The sequence below is a fragment of the Flavobacterium aurantiibacter genome, assembly GCF_002251775.1.
GTDB lineage: Bacteria > Bacteroidota > Bacteroidia > Flavobacteriales > Flavobacteriaceae > Flavobacterium > Flavobacterium aurantiibacter.
The window spans coordinates 14,172-32,579 of the sequence record NZ_NOXX01000179.1 but is presented as its reverse complement, the minus strand read 5'-3'; the positions used below and the strand labels follow the sequence as shown (position 1 = coordinate 32,579).

The window sequence follows — 18,408 nt, the reverse complement described above, 5'->3', positions numbered from 1 at the left end:
TTTTTTTCGGAAGAAAAGATTTTCTTGAAGAAATTCATGTGTGTACTATTTTGGTAACGATTGCCCTAGCCCCGATTGCAGCGGAAATCCTTTTTTGCGGTTCGGCTTAAGCCGCAAAAAAGATTGGAGTGAAAAGCGGGAAAAAGCTTCTAAAAAACAAAGATAAATAAAAAAGCCGCCTTCCATGAGAAAGCGGCTTATGCTGGTCAAGTTGTGATTATTTCTTTTTCAAAAACTCGTCTACTTGCTCGGGAGTCATGATAGCCTCAACGAACACGTACGCTCCGGTTTTAGGAGATTTCACCATTTTGATAGCTTTTGACAATCTTTTTGATTGTGTTTGTAACGTTGCTACGGTTTTCTTTGCCATGAGTTCCTAAAATTACTTGATTTCTTTGTGAACAGTTACGCGCTTCAAGATCGGGTTGAATTTTTTAATCTCCATACGATCGGGCGTGTTCTTTTTGTTTTTTGTTGTGATATAACGAGATGTACCTGGAACACCAGATGTCTTGTGCTCTGTACACTCTAAAATTACCTGAATTCTGTTACCTTTCTTTGCCATTGTGCGTATTTTTTAGGATTAACTGATAAAACCGTCTTTCTGAGCTTGCTTCACAACAGCCTCGAAACCTTTCTTGTTGATGGTTTTGATGGTAGAAGCGGCAACACGCAGCGTAATCCAACGTCCTTCTTCTACAGAATAGAAACGTTTCTTAATCAAGTTAACCGAAAATTTTCTTTTCGTCTTGTTCATCGCATGCGATACGTTGTTACCAACCATCGCTCTTTTACCTGTTAAGTCGCAAACTCTTGACATTATCGTAATCTTTAATTCGTTATTCAAATTGAGCGTGCAAAGTAAGTGAAAAGAAACCTTACAGCAAAATTATAATTACAAAAATTTTAAAATTTCTTTTTGCAGTAATTCGAGTGCTTTTGCGACCGCTCTATCGATGACTTTTTCGCGCGGTTGCCCGAAGTCGAACTCGAAAGCTTCTACTCCATTTGGCGTGGCCAGACCGATAAAAACCTTACCTACAGGCTGCCGCTCGTCGCCAGCGGTCGGACCTGCATTTCCGGTGGTTGCCAATGCAAAATCGGTTCCGAATTTCGCCTGAACTGCACTTGCCATTTGCTTTGCTGTTTCAGCACTAACGACACCAAATTGACTTAAGGCTTGTTTTGAAATACCAAGCAATTCGGTTTTCGATTCGGTGCGGTAGGTAACCATACTGCCGTAAAAGTACTGCGAAGCTCCCGCCACACTGCTGAGCACCTGGGCGATTTTTCCGCCGGTACAGCTTTCCGCAGTAGCTATGCTTCGTTTGGCCTGAGTTAATTTACGACCAACAACTACTTCGATCGAATCGGTTTCTTCCGTGCCAACGATAATGTCGCCTATGATTTCTTGGAGTAAATCGACTTGCGCTTTCACAGCGTCTTTAAGTACTTGTTCGTTGTTGCCGCGTGCAGTGAGTCGCAAACGCACACGACCGGGACTCGGCAAATACGCTAATTTAACGAATTCGGGTAAGGCATCTTCCCAGTGCGCGATGCGTTCGGCAATGAGGCTTTCCCCTTGCCCGTAGGTCATAATTGTTTGGTGCACGATAAACGGACGGTCGTATTTTTCAACCAAAAGCGGGATAAGGCGGTCTTTAACGAGGTGCTTCATTTCGTACGGAACGCCAGGTAAGGAAACAAAAACGGTATTTTCTTTTTGCAACCACATGCCGGGAGCTGTTCCATAATCGTTGAACAAAATGGTTGCTTGCGTTGGAACAAGTGCCTGATCTTTATTGAGTTGCGATAGCGGTCGGTTGAAATACTTTTCTAACATTTGACGCACGTGTTCTAAAACGGCAGTATTTTCAACGAGCGTATCGTTAAAATATTCGGCAATGGTTTTTTTGGTGATGTCGTCTTTTGTTGGCCCTAAACCACCAGTAATTACTACTACATCGAACTGATTTTGTAGTTCTTGAAAGGTGGAGAGAATGTGCTGACGGTCGTCGGAAATGGAGCGCATTTCTAGGGTTGCGATGCCAATTTTATCGAGTTCTTTTGCGATAAACGAAGAGTTGGTATCGACAATTTGTCCGATGAGAATTTCGTCGCCAATAGTCAGAATTGCTGCTTTCATTAGTTTTATATGTTGCTTAAAGCGAAAAGTCTTTCATGATTTCACGCACAGCCTTGTCTACACGTACGGATAAATCTTTGAAGGTGTCTTTAATCTCTCTGCGTTTGCCTTTTCGTTTGGCCCAGGCTTCGATTAGTTTCACTTCTTCGTAGGCGTTATCCATTCCGAGCAAATCGAGTGTTGGCTTGATTTTATGAGCTGCGGCGTGTGCTTGATCGTACTTTTTCGTTTCGATTCCTGTTTTCACGAGTTCCATTTCTTGTGGAACTTCGGTTACGAAAAGTGTTGCAATTTGCTTGGCAAACTCATCGTCGTTTTCAGAAATTGCATAAACTTTTGCTAAGTTATAGTGTAGTGCCATTATTTAATTTGTAATCGAAATAGTTTTTGGTTTTCAAGATAGCCTTCCAGAACGTCGTTTTCTTCGACTTTACCAACGCCGGCGGGAGTTCCGGTGAAGATAAGATCGCCTATTTTTAAGGTAAAGAACGTAGAAATGTAAGCAATTAAATCATCTATTTTTGTTAGCATTAACGCCGAATTTCCGACTTGAACGCTTTGGTTGTTTTTTCGAAGTTCGAAGTTAAGATTTTCAAGCGAATCGAAGTTGCTGACAGGCAGAAAATTGCCGACAAGTGCGGAGCCGTCGAAAGCTTTGGCCTTTTCCCAAGGAAGTCCTTTATCTTTAAGTTTTTGTTGTAGATCGCGCGCTGTAAAGTCGATGCCAACTGTAATTTCGTTGTAGTATTTCGATGCAAACTGCGGTTCGATGTACTTTCCAACTTTATTGATTTTGACCACTAGTTCTATTTCATGATGAATTTCGGATGAAAATTCAGGAATCACAAACGGATGTTGTTTTAGAATGAGTGCGCTGTCGGGCTTCAAAAACAAAACGGGATCGGTAGGTGTCTCGTTTTTAAGCTCGGCAATGTGATCGGCGTAATTTCTTCCTACGCAAATAATCTTCATATGAGTTAGCATTAGCGATTGCCAAAAATGCACAAATTTTAGTTACAAATGCTCAAAAAAGCGCATTGATTTAGTTCGAAGAAATCACTATTTTTACACTTTACGCCTTTCAAATTGTATCCGCCATGTTCGAAATTTTAACTTCGCAATTTCTGAGTATAGCTACAGGACTTATTTCCTCATATTTGTTTTTAATTTACTTTCTTAGAAAAAAACGCGCTCAAATTAGCATATCGCCGCATATCAGTAAAAGGGAGTTAGATGGTCAAATCAACTACTTTTTTAAATTCGTTAATGAAACTCGTGCCGAAATTTTTGATGTTCGTGTTGAACCCACTTTTTACAAACAAGTGGGAGGAATCGGCGGTCATAATATTCAAGGAAAGGACATTAAATTAGTACAAGACTTTATATCGTACATTCCTGAAAGGAAATCTGCAGACCCGAATAGCTTGCATGCTTGGCGTGTTCGAACTACGCAAGATTTGGAAGAAGAATGGCAAGATGAATCCACTTACATTCGTCTTACTATTATTGCTAAGCACTCCTTATCTGGTTTTAGCAGTATATTCGTTCAAGAATTTCATTCAAAAGCATCAATTACATCAAAGCAATTCGTAACGGGCGATAGTTTAGAGGTTAGATAATTTTTTTTGCGATAATGCTTTAAGACCAAAAGAAAATCGTAAATTTGTGTTACTCTAAAAATAATTCTTATGAGAAACGACGTAATTGCTGGGTAATATAAATCTCAGCCAAAATAGCTGGCAATATTAAAAACCAAGAATAATTTCCACGCTGTGCTGCTACGCACGGCTTTTTTTATGACTTTGTGTTCAGTTTTCTCAACTTAATTGCCGTAAGTACTTTTTTCGTATAGAGTGGGAAATCGGCGTTTTGAATCCAGCTAAAGTAGCCAGGTTCTGATTCGAGAATGCGTGTCACTTTTGCTCCTTTGTGTTTTCCGAAGGTAAAAATCTCATCTCCGTCGTTATCGTAGGCAATCATTCCTGCAAAATCAGCGATTTTCTTTCTAGTTGAAAATTCAGATAAACCTTTAGTGTCGTGCGCTAAATTCGGATAACGTTCAATTTGTGCGAGTAAAATCTCGTAGGTTGCATTTGTGTCGGCTGCTGCGGAATGCGCGTTTTCCAGATTTTTTCCACAATAAAATTTATAGGCGGCGCTAAGTGTACGTTCTTCCATTTTGTGGAAAATAGTCTGAATATCAACGGATACGCGATTGCCCATGTCGAAATCGACACCTGCACGGAGCAATTCTTCTGCGAGAAGCGGAATATCAAATCGATCGGAGTTGAATCCGGCTAAATCGGCATCCTTTATCATTTGATGTATTTGTGGAGCCAGTTGTGCAAAAGTAGGCTCATTGGCTACTTGCTCGTTACTAATGCCATGTACTGCTGTACACACTGCGGGAATCGGAATTGTTGGATTAACCAGCCATGTTTTCGACTCCTTGTTTCCGTTTGGAAAAACTTTTAGTATGGAAATTTCTACGATACGATCGCGTGCGATATCAGTTCCTGTTGTTTCTAAATCGAAAAAGCAAATGGGTCGGTGTAAAGCAAGTGGCATAGATTGAGTTTGAGCGTACAAATATAGCCAAGAAACTACTGCGGATGGGTGGCTTAATCCTATTAACTTTAACCAAACATTAAGTTCAATTATATGTGGCGTTCGAAGCTAAATACGAAATTTGCAGATTTAAAAATATACTATGACTAACTTCGAATATTTTAATCCAACCAACTATGTTTTTGGAAAAGGACAAATTGAAAAATTAAGCAGCTTACTGCCTGAAAATAAAAAGATTTTACTCGCTTATGGCGGAGGCAGCATTTTCAAAAACGGAATTTACGACCAAGTAAAAAAGCAATTAGCTGGAAAAAGCGTCATTGAATTCGGCGGTATAGAACCCAACCCAAGATTCGAGACTTTGATGAAAGCGGTTGCTATTATTCGCGAAAATGAAATCGGTTTTGTTTTGGCTGTTGGTGGAGGCAGCGTTATCGACGGCGTGAAATTTATCTCAGGAGCAGTTAATTTTGAAGGCGATCCGATTGAAATTCTGCGAAAGCGCATTCTCTTTACCGACAGTTCAAAAACTATTCCTTTCGGAACCATTCTAACTATACCAGCAACCGGAAGTGAAATGAATTCCGGGGCAGTTGTTACCATCGAAGCTACACAAGAAAAGCTTACCCTCGGCGGAAAAGCATTGTTTCCTCAATTTTCGATTTGCGATCCTACTGTGATTCAGAGCTTGCCAAAACGACAATTACAAAATGGCGTTGTAGATGCTTTTACGCACGTTATGGAACAATACCTCACCTACTCGCACGATGCGTTATTGCAAGACCGAATAGCTGAAAGTATTTTGCAAACACTTGTTGAAATTGGACCTGATGTTGTTGAAAATCCGACGGATTACAAATTGGCGTCGAACTTCATGTGGTGTGCGACGATGGCTTTAAATGGTCTGATTCAGAAAGGCGTACCAACCGATTGGGCTACGCACATGATTGGCCATGAACTAACGGCACTTTACGAAATCGATCATGCGCGAACGTTGGCAATCATCGCTCCAAACTTATACAAAGCTGTTTTTGAGACGAAAAAAGATAAACTAGCGCAGTACGGAAAACGCGTTTGGAACCTAAGCGGAACGGACGAAGAAGTAGCGCTGGCAGCCATCGAAAAAACAAGTGCATTTCTAAAACTTATGGGAATGCCTTTAACACTTTCGGAAGCAGCCGAGAATTATGAAAATACTGCAGAGATCGTTGTTGAGCGTTTTGAAAATCGCGGCTGGAAAGCACTTGGCGAACGACAGCAAATAACAATTGCAAAAGTGAAGGAAATTGTTGAAATGAGTTATTGATGCTGCAATTACCACAAAATAGAAATCAAATGTAGTTTGAAGAAAAGTGCTCCAATTAATTATAGGTTAGCATTAAAATTTCGTACATGTAACGACTAGATTTCATGCTTTAACTCTTGAAAAAGCAATTTTCTGCCCCATGATGTTCGGAATACAGTAATGTCCTATGTAAAAACAGCACTTTCAAGCACATTTATAATTGCTTGTTTGAACTTAACCTTAGTATCGCACCAAAATAAAAACAGACCCTGGATTTACTGTTTGTAATCCAAGGTCTGCTTATTTATCACAAAGTCTTTTTTTAATTAAAAATCTCGATTAACGTCGAATGCTTCGAGGTAATCGGCTACGCGTTTTACAAAACTGCCGCCCAGTGCGCCGTCGACAACACGGTGATCGTAACTGTGCGACAAGAACATTTTCTGACGAATGCCGATAAAATCGCCTTCCGGAGTTTCGATTACAGCTGGCACTTTTCGAATCGCGCCTAAAGCCAAAATACCTACTTGTGGTTGGTTTATAATAGGTGTTCCGAATACGCTGCCAAAGGTTCCTACGTTAGTTACTGTGTACGTTCCACCTTGAGTATCGTCTGGTTTTAACTTTCCTGCTTTTGCACGATTACCTAAGTCGTTTACTGCCTTAGCCATTCCAACTAAGTTAAGCTGATCGGCATTTTTTATTACCGGAACGATTAAGTTTCCGTTTGGTAAGGCAGCGGCCATTCCTAAGTTTATGTTTTTCTTTTTGATGATGTAATCTCCATCTACTGAAATGTTCATCATCGGGAAATCTTTTAACGCTTTGGCAACCGCTTCCATAAAGATTGGTGTAAACGTAAGCTTTTCGCCTTCGCGTTTTTCGAACGCAGTTTTAACCTTATCGCGCCATTTTACAATATTGGTTACGTCGACTTCAATAAACGATTGCACATGTGCTGAAGTTTGTACAGAAGCAACCATGTAACCCGAAATGAGTTTTCGCATGCGGTCCATTTCCACAATTTCATCGGCGCCATTTACGGAAACCGGAACTGCTTTTGGTGCTTCGTTAACAGCAGAAACAACGGGAGCGGCGGTAACTTGCGGAGCAACGGCTGGTGCTTGAGGTGCTGATTTACGATTCTCGATAAACTTCAAAAGATCGTCTTTTGTAACGCGATTGTCTTTTCCAGAGCCTGAAATCATATCGAGTTCGGCCAAGCTTACGCCTTCCGTTTTGGCGATATTCTTTACTAGCGGTGAATAGAAACGATCGGACGATTTAAAATCGGGTGCCGTTACCAAATCTTTTGCGACACTAACCGTTTGTTCAATAGTTGCAACCGCAGCCGCAACTTCGGCAACTGGCGCGGCAGCAGGTGCATCACCGGCAGTTTCAATAATGGCGATTGTTTGTCCGACCTGAACTAAATCGTCTTTTTGAAACAATTGTTCAACAAGAGTTCCTGAAACTTCGGAAGGCACTTCCGAGTCAACTTTATCTGTTGCAATTTCCAGTACAGCTTCGTCGGCAGCAATGCTATCGCCTACTTGTTTTAACCAATTGGTAATGGTAGCTTCGGCGACACTTTCGCCCATTTTTGGTAACTTCAGTTCGTATCTTGCCATAATATTTTTCTTAAGCGCCTTTGCGGTGCAAAATTACTATAAAGCGGTAATCAATTTTAAAAATGTGAACGGGTTTTGGAATTAAAACAGAACAACACCTTTGCTGTTCGACGAATCGCTGCCTACTATCACTTTACTATTTGCCAATGCAAACCGAAAACCAACCTTGGGATGTGCCTTTTCTTGCATGATTTCCAAGATTTGTTGATAGGAAACGTTTTTACAGTCGAAAATTATCAAATTCTGTTCGTTTTCCGAAAACGTTTGCGAATGTACGGCATTTGGCTCGATTTTTCGCACGCGAACTGCGAATTTTTCAAGAATTGAAGAAAATTCAGTGAAGCGCAATTCGTTGGAACCAATCCAAAAAATCGCAGTCGGATCTAGCTGTGTTCTCGTCTGTTGTCTGCTCTTGAAGTTTGCGAAAATCCACGCACCCAATCGCAAGCCATTGTTAAAAAGGAAATTCGGTTTGAAATGCTTCCGATAGAAAAACAACATTGCTTCTCGAAACCGATTGATATACTGAATGTTACGATCGGTACTTTCGCCTTTGAAATGCAAACCTACCAGTGTACCCAAATAGTAGTTTTTTCGGTTTGCAAGCAACGAACGATACGACAAGTCGATATCGTCGGCATACATAAAACAAGCTTCGTCAAAACCGTTCAACTGTCGGTAAAATTCCGTTTCCATAAACATACATGCACCAACAAGAATCGGTACTTCAGCAACATCAGTGCGTTTCAAATGACCTGCATAATAGCTGTTGAAAAACGATATGTTGGGAAATAATCGGTGAAGGTTGAGAATTTTCGCGGTAGCCACGAACGGAGTTGGAACGCCGCGTTTACTTTCGGGAAGATACGCACCGGCGCCGTCGATTAAATGCGGACCAACAATTCCGAAGTTTGGATGCCTTTCGGCGAAAGCCAAAAATGACGAAAAAAAATCTTCTGGAACTACGGTATCTGGATTGAGAATGCACAGATATTTACCGGTTGCTGCCTCAACACCTATATTATTTCCCTTTGGAAAACCTGAGTTATAACCTGTTTGAATCCATTTTATTTGCGGAAATAACTGCTTGACAAGCTCCGATTCATCGCTGCTGTTGTTGTCTACTACAATAATCTCGGCTTGTAAATTTTGTGTTGCTTTCACGACACTATGAACACACAACTCCAAAAAATACCGAACGTTGTAATTGAGAATTACTACAGTTAAAGTCATGGGTTAAAGATAGGCGAAATCACTAAATGAAATATTTGAGTCGTTCGCATTCCAAAAATTTATCTGCGACAAAACGAAAACAAAAAGTCGGCCTCGAAGCCGACTTCAGCAAAATTAAAAACTAAGTAATTCAAATCCAATTAAAAATGGAGCTGCAGATTATTCGCAACCGCACTTGTTTTACTTTTCATCAAATAAAAAAATGCGTCTTTACAAAATATCAATCAAGCGCTTTGGTTTTGGCAAAGCTTCTTCTTTCTTAGGAAGAGCAATACTCAAAATGCCGTTTTCGTAGTTGGCTTTGATTTCGTCGGTATTAACCGAATCAGGCAAAGTAAATGAACGTTTGAACGAACTAAAGGTAAATTCTCTACGCGTGTATTTGCCTACTTCAGCGTTATTTTCTGTCTTCACTTCACTGGAAATGGTTAACAAATCATTGTCGATTTCAATATGGAAATCGTCTTTGTTTTTTCCAGGAGCCGAAAGCTCGACGGTAAATGCGTTATCGGTTTCACGAATGTTAACTGGCGGAACGCTGTGATTTACACTTTGCATGCCACCCATCCAATCGGGTCTAAAAAATTCTTCGATTAAAGAAGGAAACAAATTTGCGCTGTGGCCATTTCTTTTTACTAAGTTCATGGTATTTCGTTTTATGAGTTAAACATCTGTATTTTTGCAAGCGATAAGGCAAATTATATTCCAAAGGAAATTTAACTGACTTTTTGACTTATTTGCCGACATTTTGTCTGTTTTTCTTATCTAAAAGACTTATGATACTATCCATAGAAACACCTGCGCTTTTATTTTCGGCTACTTCCCTTATTTTACTGGCGTATACCAACCGATTCTTAACCATTGCCACCATCGTTCGATCCTTAAAAAAATCGTACGAAGAAGACGAGCGTAAAACTACTTTACTGGAAATCAGAAATTTAAATTTGCGATTAACGTTAATCCGCAACATGCAACTCTTTGGCGTACTGAGCTTGTTTTTGTCGGTTTTTAGTATGCTGTTGTTGTTTTTAGAGCAACAAACCTCGGGTATTTACCTATTTGGTTTGAGTTTGTTGGGCTTACTGATTTCCCTTGGAATCTCATTTTGGGAAATTTCTATTTCGGTTGAAGCGCTTCGTTTACACCTATCCGACATTAAAAATGCAAAAGACAACAGCAATTGAAACCTTGAATTTAGTTTATGTTGTGGATTTAGAAACCGATTGGTTGTAGATCGATTAATCCATGTACTGCGATTACTGATTTGTTTCCATTTCTCGACCCAGCGATGCGACTCGCTGGCATTTCATTGAAGTTTAAAGATGAGATGTAAGTCACATGTCTTTTAATAATGTTCGGCTAGATGACGTAACTTATAAATTTCAAGCAATGTAATGTGTTTGCGATCGAGTTTAACATAGCCTTCTTTTTGTAATTCCGCTAAAAGTCGGATACAACTTTCTGTTGCCGTTCCTACCATACCGCCGAGTTCTTCTCTGGAAAGTTGAATGCGCAAACTTCCGTCGGATAGAACGCCAAAATTATCATACAAATACAGCAAAACTTCGGCAATACGTTGCTTGACGGTCTTTTGTGCAAGCGATACTTTATGCTCATCAGCTTCCTTCAAATCGCCGCAAATAGAACGCATGACTTCCAAAGAAAACTGATTGCTTTCATTGAAGAACCCAATAATCTCGGATTTTGGAATGAAACAAACTTCCATATCGTCGAGTGCCGTTGCCGTTAAATTCGCAGGTTCGTCTGTAATGAGCGACCGTTGTCCGAGCAATTCACCGGCCGTTGCAAACTTCAAAATCTGATCTTTGCCGTTGGCGCTGAGTTTCGATAACTTACAAACACCCGATTTCACACAGAAAACGCCGTTAGTGATGCGGCCTTCCTCAAAAACTGCCTCGCCTTTCTTTACCGTGTACGACGTTTTACAAGAAGCCATACGCACTAATTGCTCTTTAGATAGCGCTTTCACAGCACTAAATTGCCTCACGATGCATTGCTCACATTTCGACATCACCAATTTTTTTCGAAAATTAAGGCAAAACTGACAATTATCATAACTTTTCGCTTACGCAGAACCGAATTTCGCCTCAGGAAAATGACATTATTATGAATGCACCCTGCTACCACTGCGGAACTTTAGTTAGCCCACAAAATACACTTCAATTCGACAAACGTGCTTTTTGCTGCGTGGGATGCAAAACGATTTATCAGTTTTTCACCGATAACCACCTCAGCGATTATTACCGTTTTGACGCGAATCCCGGTGCTAAACCTTCCGATGCAAGTATCAAATATGCTTTTCTAAAAGATCAAGCGATTGTTTCTTCTTTGCTCGAATTTCAAAACGAAGAAACAAGCATCATTACACTTCACATTCCGCACATTCATTGCAGTTCTTGTATTTGGATACTCGAGCATCTGCATAAAATTTCTCCTGCTATACTGCGCTCACAAGTTAACTTTCTCAAGAAAACCGTTCGCATTGTCTTCCAACCCAAACTTTCGCTATTCGAATTGGTTCAAATAATTTCCAATATTGGATATGAACCGCGAATAAGTCTGGAACACGTTGACGCCAAGGAAAAACCGGTCGACCGAAACTTACTTTACCGCATTGGCGTAGCTTTTTTCTCTTTCGGAAACATCATGCTCCTCTCGTTTCCCGAGTATTTTGAAGTAGGCGAATTTTGGCTTGAGCAATACAAATCGTTTTTTCGATGGTTGATGTTAGGACTGTCGTTACCCGCATTTCTCTACGCCGCCTTCCCCTACTACGAATCGGCATTTTACGCGATCCGATCCAAACGATTAAACATGGATATCCCGATTGCACTCGGAATCGTTGCCATGTTCGTGCGCAGCATAGTAGATATGTATTTGGATCACGGAGCTGGATTTTTCGACAGCATGTGCGGACTCATTTTCTTTATGTTGCTTGGAAAACTTTTTCAACAAAAAACCTACGAATTCTTGTCGTTCGAACGCGATTACAAATCGTACTTCCCCATTGCCGTTACTCGTGTAAACGACGATGGCGGGGAGGCCGTAGTAGCTGTTTACGACATCAATCCGAACGACATCATCCTCATCCGAAACGAAGAACTTATTCCTGTCGACGGAATTTTACTTTCCGCGACAGCGAAACTCGACTACAGCTTTGTAACGGGCGAACAAAAACCCGTTTACAAACAATCGGGCGATAAACTGTACGCCGGCGGAAAATTTTATGGTGCAACAGTAAAGCTACGTGTGAGTCAGCGTATCTCGAACAGCTATCTTACGCAACTTTGGGCTAACGAAGCATTTACTAAAAACAAACGCGCAGCATACAGTACCATCACCGATCGCATTAGTAGATACTTCACTCCTGCCCTGCTCGGTTTGGCTGCAATTTCATTTATCTTCTGGAGTTTTACGAGCTTGCAAATGGCCTTTCAGGTGCTTACGGCAGTACTCATCGTTGCTTGTCCGTGCGCTTTAGCCTTAACCGCGCCGTTTACGCTCGGAAATGTGTTACGGATTTTAGGAAGTCAGAAACTATATCTAAAAAATGCTGCTGTTATCGAACAATTAGCCGCTGTAAACACGTTAGTATTTGATAAAACCGGAACACTTACCACCACGTCGAGTTCGGCACTTTCGTGGAAGGGCAGCTTTACCGAAGACGAGCTTGTTGCCATAAAATCGGCAGTTTACGCATCAAACCATCCACTCAGCAGATTGATTTCAAACGAATTGTTGGGATTAAAAGCGGAAGATCTCAGCGATTTTAAAGAATTTCCGGGAAAAGGAATCGAGGCCAAACATGGAAATACGAACATGCGTCTTGGTTCTGCCACGTGGATTGGCGCTGCTGTGGATACAACCACTCACGCAACGGCAGTACATATTGAAATCGACGGCATTTACAAAGGAAGCATCACCTTTTCTACACTCTATCGAAAACACTTGCCCGAACTTTTCCATAAACTGGCAAACGATTATCAGATTGTTGTCTTATCTGGTGATAATTCGTCGGAAAAAGCCACACTAGCTTCCATCCTTCCCGCTTCGGTAAGTTATCACTTCAATCAAAAACCCGAGCAAAAACTCAACTTCATTAAAAAACTACAAGACGAAGGAAAAACTGTTTTGATGATGGGCGACGGTTTGAACGACGCTGGTGCTTTAATGCAAAGCAACGTCGGATTGGCTTTAGCCGAAGATGTGAACGTATTTTCTCCGGCTTGTGATGGCATTATCGACGCAACGGTTTTTGAAAAACTACAGGCTTACCTAAAGTACAGTAAAAATGCGATGCGTATCATATATGGCTCATTTACGATTTCTGTTCTATACAACATCGTTGGATTGAGTTTTGCTCTTTCCGGAACGCTATCGCCTTTAGTAGCGGCGATTATCATGCCTTTGAGCACCGTTACAATCATCAGTTTTGTGACCATCATGAGTAATGTGTTTGCGCGCTTCAAATCGAAATAAAACCACGCCAGATCTGGAAAAACCTATCGCATAAAAAAGTTTCAAACCTGATAAATATCATGATTTGTCCAAAAAGCCGAAACTACTTTTGTTCCTATAATCTTAAGGTATGAGTGTTATTTATTTATTAATCAGCATCAGTTTAATCATCGCATTACTGTTTCTCTATGCGTTTTTCAAAGCAGTAAAAAACGGGCAGTTCGACGACGATTACACCCCATCGGTTCGTGTATTATTTGACGATTCGGTAACCGATTCAAAAACCGAAACATCGCCAACGGTAGTTTCTCCTAAAACCATTCAAAACGATTAATTATGGTCCCTGAAAAATTCTATTACGACAATAAAATTGTACGCAATTTCATCTATGCATCGATTGTTTTCGGATTGGTGGGCATGCTCGTCGGCTTACTTTTAGCTTTTATGTTTTTGTTTCCCAATCTCACTAACGGTATTTCGTTTTTGAGTTTCGGACGCCTTCGACCGCTGCATACCAATGCCGTTATTTTTGCCTTTGTAGGAAATGCCATGTTTGCAGGCGTTTACTATTCGATGCAACGTTTGCTGCAAACGCGTATGTACAGCGATTTACTGGGGAAAATCCATTTTTGGGGCTGGCAATTAATCATCGTTGCGGCGGCTATTACCTTACCTTTAGGTATCACAACCAGTAAAGAATATGCCGAGCTCGAATGGCCTATCGACATCGCAATAACGCTCGTATGGGTAGTTTTTGCAATAAACATGATTGGCACCATACTCGTTCGGCGTCAGCGACATTTGTATGTGGCGATCTGGTTTTACATTGCCACAGTAATAACCGTAGCGGTATTGCACATTTTTAATAGCTTAGAACTTCCAGTATCATTATTTAAAAGCTATTCGGTGTACGCAGGTGTGCAAGATGCTTTGGTACAATGGTGGTACGGACATAACGCAGTGGCTTTTTTCCTTACCACGCCGTTTCTTGGAATCATGTATTATTTTGTACCGAAAGCGGCCGACCGTCCGGTGTATTCCTACCGATTGTCTATCATACATTTCTGGTCGCTCATCTTTATCTATATCTGGGCCGGACCACACCATTTGCTGTACTCATCTTTACCTGATTGGGCGCAAAATCTTGGTGTTGTATTTTCTGTGATGCTTATCGCTCCATCTTGGGGAGGAATGATCAACGGACTGCTCACTTTGCGCGGCGTGTGGGATAAAGTTCGTACCGATGTGGTTTTAAAATTCTTTGTAGTTGCCATCACGGGGTATGGAATGGCCACTTTTGAAGGTCCGATGCTTTCTTTGAAGAATATCAACGCTATTGCACACTTTAGCGACTGGATCATCGCACACGTACACGTAGGTGCTTTGGCCTGGAACGGTTTCTTGATTTTTGGAATGATTTACTATTTACTTCCGAAATTATTCAAACGAGAACTGCATTCGATAAAACTCGCAAACATTCATTTTTGGATCGGTACGTTGGGGATAGTTTTGTATTCGATTCCGATGTATGTGGCAGGTTTCACACAAGCTTCTATGTGGAAAGAATTTAAAGCAGACGGCACCTTACAATACGGAAACTTCCTAGAAACAGTAACTCAAATCATTCCGATGTATTGGATGCGCGCCATCGGCGGAACCTTATACTTAGTTGGGGTTGTATTGCTTATTTATAACGTGGTAGCTACCGTTCGAGCATCACAAGGTGTTAGCGACGACGCAGCTGAAGCTCCTGCCTTGGAAAAACTCAGCAACAAGCGTTACGGCAACGAAAAGTGGCACAGCTGGTTAGAGCGTCGCCCAATACAATTAACCTTGTTGGCCACAGTAGCCATACTTATTGGCGGGATTATTCAGATTATTCCGACTTTGCTCATCGAATCGAATATTCCAACCATAACGAGCGTTAAGCCGTATTCACCACTGGAGTTAGAAGGACGCGACATCTACATCCGCGAAGGCTGCGTATCGTGTCATTCGCAAATGATTCGACCGTTCCGTTCCGAAGTGGTGCGTTACGGAACGTACTCCAAATCGGGCGAATATGTGTACGACCATCCGTTCTTATGGGGTTCCAAAAGAACCGGTCCGGATTTGATGCGCGTCGGTGGAAAATACAACGACAACTGGCATTTCAACCATTTGTACAATCCTCAAAGTACTTCTCCGGGTTCAATCATGCCAGCGTATCAGTGGCTTTTCGCGAATAAAGCCGCCGATTATTCGCTAACCGAACAAAAAATGTTCGCGATGCAAACATTGGGCGTTCCGTACACCCAAAGCGATATCGCCAACGCAAAAAATCAACTTTCAGTACAAGCGCAACAAATCGAAAAAAATCTGTTTAACGATCCCGATTTCGTAAAAGCATACGAGGCCAGTAAAAAGAAAGCTGCGGCTAACAACGAAAAGTTTGTAGAAATGCACGAGCGTGAAATCGTTGCACTCATTGCGTATTTGCAACGACTCGGAACCGATATTAAAATTAAAAAATAAGCGTATGCTCAAGTTTGTCAAACAAAATCTCGAAAATATCGACGGGATCGAAGTCTATCCCATCTTATCACTATTGCTGTTCTTTAGCTTTTTCGTCGGACTATTTTTTTGGGTGTACACCTACTCAAAACCTTCGCTCCAAAAATTGGAGTCGCTCCCATTCGTTGAAGAATAACCTCTAAATCAACTTCCATGAAAACTAATTTAATTCCTCTGTTACGAATCAGCTTTTTCTTCGGATTGGCTGTTGGCGGAACCGAATACGTGCTCGATACCGGTAGTATGCCCGCCTTTATAAAATACCCAATGGTAACGCTTTCGCTTTTGGTGTTCTTTGTGATTTTGCTTTGCATCGAAATGCTGTTCAAAGCGCTCGCTACCATTAAATACATGCTTTTAAGCAAGGAAGAACAAGAGAAAATCGATGCGCTCGAAGCACTTCCTTTACTCGAGAGTCCGTTTTTTAAAAAATGGAAACAGCGTCTCACCAAATCAAAACCTCTGGCGCAGGAAGGCGAATTACTGCTCGATCACAACTACGACGGTATCAAAGAACTCGACAATGAACTTCCGCCGTGGTGGGTGTACTCCTTTTACATTACTATTGTTTTCGGCCTGATTTATCTGGTTCGCTTTCACGTGGTCGGCGATTACAACCAAGCGCAAGAATTTACCACCGAAATGGCAGTAGCGCAGCAGGAAGTAGAACAGTACTTAAAAACCGCTCCCGATTTAATGGATAAAGAAAAAGTTACTTTACTTACCGACGCCAAAGATCTAGCCGAAGGTAAAGCTATTTTTCAAACCAACTGTGTAGCGTGCCATCGAGCTGATGCAGGCGGACAAATTGGTCCGAATTTAACCGACAACTATTGGATTCTCGGCGGAGGCATTAAAAACGTTTTCAACACGGTGATGGAAGGCGGACGCGACGGCAAGGGCATGGTTGCTTGGAAAGCCGTGATAAAACCTACCGAAATCCAAAAAGTAGCGAGCTATGTTTTATCGCTTCAAGGCAGCAATCCAAAAGATGCTAAAGCCGCCGAACCCGAAGCCAAACTCGCCGACGAAAACACAGCCAAAGAGAAATCAGTCGCAGCACTTCAACCCTAATATCGCCAAAAATGGCTGCAAATTCAACCGACAGCAGTTTTAGAGACGCCATCAGCACAGTAAACGCCGCAGGAAAACGCGCTTGGATATATCCCAAAATTCCGAAAGGAAAATGGTACAACCGACGCAAAGCACTGAGTTACTTATTGCTTGCGTTTCTCTTTAGCGCACCTTTCATTCATGTAAACGGACAGCAATTTCTGATGTTTAACGTCCTGGAACGCCGATTCTCCTTATTCGGATTCCCGTTTTGGCCACAAGACTTCCACATTTTCGTTCTGGTAATGATTATTGGCGTAGTTGGATTAGCGCTATTTACCGTGGCATTCGGACGCATCTTCTGCGGCTGGTTTTGCCCACAAACCATTTTTATGGAAATGCTGTTCCGACGAATCGAATTCTGGATCGACGGCGATCGTGCCGCGCAAATGCAGCTGGATAAAATGCCGTGGACAGCCGAAAAAATCAGAAAACGCCTGCTCAAGTGGTTTCTGTTTGCCGTGATTTCGTTCTGGATTGCCAACGTATTTCTCGCCTACCTCATCGGAAGTAACGAATTGTACAAATTGGTAGAAACCGGACCCGCAAACAACCTCGGAACGTTTATCTCGTTACTCATTTTCACAGCGGTTTTCTACTTCATTTATGTTTGGTTTCGCGAACAAGTTTGCCTCATTGTTTGCCCGTATGGCAGAATGCAAGGTGTATTGGTAGACGACAAAACCGTTAACGTGATGTACGACCATAAACGCGGCGAAAAAGAAGTAGGTCGATTCAAATTCAATAAAAACGAAGACCGCAGCAACAGCGGAAAAGGCGACTGCATCGACTGTAAACAATGCGTTTTTGTGTGTCCGACTGGAATCGATATCCGAAACGGCGTGCAACTCGAATGCACCAATTGTACGGCTTGCATCGACGAGTGCGACAGCATCATGCAGCACGTGGGCTTACCAAAAGGACTCATACGCTACGCCAGCGAAAAAGAAATTGAAAATCAGACGCCGTTTGTATTTACTGTTCGAATGAAAGCCTATGCCGCTGTTCTTGCCGTTTTACTCGTTGTTTTAGGAGTAACGCTGCAACAACGCAACGAGGTCGAAGCCACGGTGCTCCGACTTCCCGGACAACTGTTCCAACATCAAGGAACGTACATTGAAAATGTCTTCACTTACAAAATTGTCAACAAGACTACGCACGACTTCCGAAATACCGAACTGCGCATTGCCTATCCACATGCACAAATCAATCGCGTTGGCGGCAGTTCGTTTATTATCGGAAGCGAAAAACTATCCAAAGGAACTTTCTTTATTCGAATTCCTGAAACCGAACTCAAAGGCGAAAAAACGCAGCTACGTATCGAAATCTGGGCCAACGGCAAGAAAATCGAAGACGCCACAACCGAGTTTTTGGGTCCGCGAGAATACTTTTAAAAATTA

At 41.7% G+C, this 18,408-nt stretch carries 20 protein-coding genes; 9 read left to right on the top strand and 11 right to left on the bottom strand.

Going from position 1 to position 18,408, the window contains the following annotated elements:
• Nucleotides 1-217: 217 nt before the first annotated feature.
• The 6 genes from CHX27_RS05920 to CHX27_RS05895 form a co-directional block, all read right to left on the bottom strand.
• Complete coding sequence (locus CHX27_RS05920; protein WP_094485841.1) at nt 218-370, bottom strand: DUF4295 domain-containing protein; 153 nt, start codon at nt 368-370, stop codon at nt 218-220.
• Nucleotides 371-382: 12 nt separating this feature from the next.
• Nucleotides 383-565, bottom strand: coding sequence for a 50S ribosomal protein L33 (gene rpmG / locus CHX27_RS05915; protein WP_094485840.1), 183 nt, complete (start codon nt 563-565; stop codon nt 383-385).
• An 18-nt stretch (nt 566-583) separates the two neighbouring features.
• Nucleotides 584-820 (bottom strand): 50S ribosomal protein L28, encoded by a 237-nt coding sequence (gene rpmB / locus CHX27_RS05910; RefSeq protein WP_094485839.1) that lies wholly within the window; start codon nt 818-820, stop codon nt 584-586.
• Between the two features lie 75 nt (nt 821-895).
• On the bottom strand, nt 896-2,146 hold the full coding sequence (locus tag CHX27_RS05905) for a competence/damage-inducible protein A (protein ID WP_094485838.1): 1,251 nt from the start codon (nt 2,144-2,146) through the stop codon (nt 896-898).
• A gap of 16 nt (nt 2,147-2,162) precedes the next feature.
• Nucleotides 2,163-2,507, bottom strand: coding sequence for an Hpt domain-containing protein (locus CHX27_RS05900; protein WP_094485837.1), 345 nt, complete (start codon nt 2,505-2,507; stop codon nt 2,163-2,165).
• Nucleotides 2,507-3,118 (bottom strand): fumarylacetoacetate hydrolase family protein, encoded by a 612-nt coding sequence (locus tag CHX27_RS05895; protein WP_094485836.1) that lies wholly within the window; start codon nt 3,116-3,118, stop codon nt 2,507-2,509. Before CHX27_RS05895 ends, CHX27_RS05900 begins: the two co-directional genes overlap by 1 nt.
• Nucleotides 3,119-3,243: 125 nt before the next feature.
• Between CHX27_RS05895 and CHX27_RS05890 the strand changes: the two genes are divergently transcribed.
• Entirely contained in the window at nt 3,244-3,765 is a 522-nt protein-coding gene (locus tag CHX27_RS05890) for a hypothetical protein (RefSeq protein WP_094485835.1), read from the top strand.
• A gap of 175 nt (nt 3,766-3,940) precedes the next feature.
• Here CHX27_RS05890 and CHX27_RS05885 read toward each other — a convergent pair whose 3' ends face one another.
• On the bottom strand, nt 3,941-4,714 hold the full coding sequence (locus CHX27_RS05885; protein WP_094485834.1) for a 3'-5' exonuclease: 774 nt from the start codon (nt 4,712-4,714) through the stop codon (nt 3,941-3,943).
• 142 nt (nt 4,715-4,856) lie between these two features.
• On the opposite strand from CHX27_RS05885, the gene CHX27_RS05880 reads away from it, so the two are divergent.
• Nucleotides 4,857-6,020, top strand: coding sequence for an iron-containing alcohol dehydrogenase (locus CHX27_RS05880; RefSeq protein WP_094485833.1), 1,164 nt, complete (start codon nt 4,857-4,859; stop codon nt 6,018-6,020).
• A gap of 305 nt (nt 6,021-6,325) precedes the next feature.
• Here the strand turns inward: CHX27_RS05880 and CHX27_RS05875 are convergent, their stop codons facing one another.
• The 3 genes from CHX27_RS05875 to CHX27_RS05865 all read right to left on the bottom strand — a co-directional run bounded on the left by CHX27_RS05875 (nt 6,326) and on the right by CHX27_RS05865 (nt 9,508).
• A complete protein-coding gene (locus CHX27_RS05875; RefSeq protein WP_094485832.1) occupies nt 6,326-7,630 on the bottom strand; it encodes a dihydrolipoamide acetyltransferase family protein in 1,305 nt (434 codons plus the stop codon).
• An 81-nt stretch (nt 7,631-7,711) separates the two neighbouring features.
• Nucleotides 7,712-8,863: a glycosyltransferase family 2 protein gene (locus tag CHX27_RS05870; RefSeq protein ID WP_094485831.1), complete on the bottom strand. Its 1,152-nt coding sequence runs from the start codon at nt 8,861-8,863 to the stop codon at nt 7,712-7,714.
• Between the two features lie 210 nt (nt 8,864-9,073).
• The gene (locus CHX27_RS05865; RefSeq protein ID WP_094485830.1) at nt 9,074-9,508 is read right to left on the bottom strand and encodes an Hsp20/alpha crystallin family protein; all 435 of its coding nucleotides are present in this window, start codon (nt 9,506-9,508) and stop codon (nt 9,074-9,076) included.
• Between the two features lie 131 nt (nt 9,509-9,639).
• On the opposite strand from CHX27_RS05865, the gene CHX27_RS05860 reads away from it, so the two are divergent.
• A complete protein-coding gene (locus CHX27_RS05860; protein WP_094485829.1) occupies nt 9,640-10,047 on the top strand; it encodes a DUF2721 domain-containing protein in 408 nt (135 codons plus the stop codon).
• 161 nt (nt 10,048-10,208) lie between these two features.
• On the opposite strand, the gene CHX27_RS05855 is transcribed toward CHX27_RS05860, so the two are convergent.
• Nucleotides 10,209-10,895 (bottom strand): Crp/Fnr family transcriptional regulator, encoded by a 687-nt coding sequence (locus tag CHX27_RS05855; RefSeq protein WP_094485828.1) that lies wholly within the window; start codon nt 10,893-10,895, stop codon nt 10,209-10,211.
• A 95-nt stretch (nt 10,896-10,990) separates the two neighbouring features.
• Between CHX27_RS05855 and CHX27_RS05850 the strand changes: the two genes are divergently transcribed.
• From CHX27_RS05850 to ccoG, 6 genes are all read left to right on the top strand, one after another.
• On the top strand, nt 10,991-13,363 hold the full coding sequence (locus CHX27_RS05850; RefSeq protein ID WP_094485827.1) for a heavy metal translocating P-type ATPase: 2,373 nt from the start codon (nt 10,991-10,993) through the stop codon (nt 13,361-13,363).
• A gap of 109 nt (nt 13,364-13,472) precedes the next feature.
• Nucleotides 13,473-13,676: a cbb3-type cytochrome oxidase assembly protein CcoS gene (ccoS, locus tag CHX27_RS05845; RefSeq protein WP_094485826.1), complete on the top strand. Its 204-nt coding sequence runs from the start codon at nt 13,473-13,475 to the stop codon at nt 13,674-13,676.
• Between the two features lie 2 nt (nt 13,677-13,678).
• Nucleotides 13,679-15,856, top strand: a complete 2,178-nt coding sequence (gene ccoN, locus CHX27_RS05840) for a cytochrome-c oxidase, cbb3-type subunit I (RefSeq protein ID WP_094485825.1) — start codon at nt 13,679-13,681, stop codon at nt 15,854-15,856.
• Nucleotides 15,857-15,860: 4 nt separating this feature from the next.
• On the top strand, nt 15,861-16,031 hold the full coding sequence (locus tag CHX27_RS05835; protein ID WP_094485824.1) for a CcoQ/FixQ family Cbb3-type cytochrome c oxidase assembly chaperone: 171 nt from the start codon (nt 15,861-15,863) through the stop codon (nt 16,029-16,031).
• Nucleotides 16,032-16,048: 17 nt separating this feature from the next.
• A complete protein-coding gene (locus CHX27_RS05830) occupies nt 16,049-16,969 on the top strand; it encodes a cbb3-type cytochrome c oxidase N-terminal domain-containing protein (RefSeq protein WP_094485823.1) in 921 nt (306 codons plus the stop codon).
• A gap of 11 nt (nt 16,970-16,980) precedes the next feature.
• Nucleotides 16,981-18,402 carry a cytochrome c oxidase accessory protein CcoG gene (ccoG, locus tag CHX27_RS05825; RefSeq protein ID WP_094485822.1) on the top strand — a complete coding sequence of 474 codons (1,422 nt, stop codon included), beginning with the start codon at nt 16,981-16,983 and terminating at the stop codon, nt 18,400-18,402.
• Nucleotides 18,403-18,408: the final 6 nt, after the last annotated feature.

What these genes read in the sequence shown, in the direction of transcription:
- CHX27_RS05920 (WP_094485841.1), bottom strand. Translation starts at nt 370, where the DNA reads ATGGCAAAGAAAACCGTAGCAACGTTACAAACACAATCAAAAAGATTG.
- rpmG (WP_094485840.1), bottom strand. Translation starts at nt 565, where the DNA reads ATGGCAAAGAAAGGTAACAGAATTCAGGTAATTTTAGAGTGTACAGAG.
- rpmB (WP_094485839.1), bottom strand. Translation starts at nt 820, where the DNA reads ATGTCAAGAGTTTGCGACTTAACAGGTAAAAGAGCGATGGTTGGTAAC.
- CHX27_RS05905 (WP_094485838.1), bottom strand. Translation starts at nt 2,146, where the DNA reads ATGAAAGCAGCAATTCTGACTATTGGCGACGAAATTCTCATCGGACAA.
- CHX27_RS05900 (WP_094485837.1), bottom strand. Translation starts at nt 2,507, where the DNA reads ATGGCACTACACTATAACTTAGCAAAAGTTTATGCAATTTCTGAAAAC.
- CHX27_RS05895 (WP_094485836.1), bottom strand. Translation starts at nt 3,118, where the DNA reads ATGAAGATTATTTGCGTAGGAAGAAATTACGCCGATCACATTGCCGAG.
- CHX27_RS05890 (WP_094485835.1), top strand. Translation starts at nt 3,244, where the DNA reads ATGTTCGAAATTTTAACTTCGCAATTTCTGAGTATAGCTACAGGACTT.
- CHX27_RS05885 (WP_094485834.1), bottom strand. Translation starts at nt 4,714, where the DNA reads ATGCCACTTGCTTTACACCGACCCATTTGCTTTTTCGATTTAGAAACA.
- CHX27_RS05880 (WP_094485833.1), top strand. Translation starts at nt 4,857, where the DNA reads ATGACTAACTTCGAATATTTTAATCCAACCAACTATGTTTTTGGAAAA.
- CHX27_RS05875 (WP_094485832.1), bottom strand. Translation starts at nt 7,630, where the DNA reads ATGGCAAGATACGAACTGAAGTTACCAAAAATGGGCGAAAGTGTCGCC.
- CHX27_RS05870 (WP_094485831.1), bottom strand. Translation starts at nt 8,863, where the DNA reads ATGACTTTAACTGTAGTAATTCTCAATTACAACGTTCGGTATTTTTTG.
- CHX27_RS05865 (WP_094485830.1), bottom strand. Translation starts at nt 9,508, where the DNA reads ATGAACTTAGTAAAAAGAAATGGCCACAGCGCAAATTTGTTTCCTTCT.
- CHX27_RS05860 (WP_094485829.1), top strand. Translation starts at nt 9,640, where the DNA reads ATGATACTATCCATAGAAACACCTGCGCTTTTATTTTCGGCTACTTCC.
- CHX27_RS05855 (WP_094485828.1), bottom strand. Translation starts at nt 10,895, where the DNA reads ATGTCGAAATGTGAGCAATGCATCGTGAGGCAATTTAGTGCTGTGAAA.
- CHX27_RS05850 (WP_094485827.1), top strand. Translation starts at nt 10,991, where the DNA reads ATGAATGCACCCTGCTACCACTGCGGAACTTTAGTTAGCCCACAAAAT.
- ccoS (WP_094485826.1), top strand. Translation starts at nt 13,473, where the DNA reads ATGAGTGTTATTTATTTATTAATCAGCATCAGTTTAATCATCGCATTA.
- ccoN (WP_094485825.1), top strand. Translation starts at nt 13,679, where the DNA reads ATGGTCCCTGAAAAATTCTATTACGACAATAAAATTGTACGCAATTTC.
- CHX27_RS05835 (WP_094485824.1), top strand. Translation starts at nt 15,861, where the DNA reads ATGCTCAAGTTTGTCAAACAAAATCTCGAAAATATCGACGGGATCGAA.
- CHX27_RS05830 (WP_094485823.1), top strand. Translation starts at nt 16,049, where the DNA reads ATGAAAACTAATTTAATTCCTCTGTTACGAATCAGCTTTTTCTTCGGA.
- ccoG (WP_094485822.1), top strand. Translation starts at nt 16,981, where the DNA reads ATGGCTGCAAATTCAACCGACAGCAGTTTTAGAGACGCCATCAGCACA.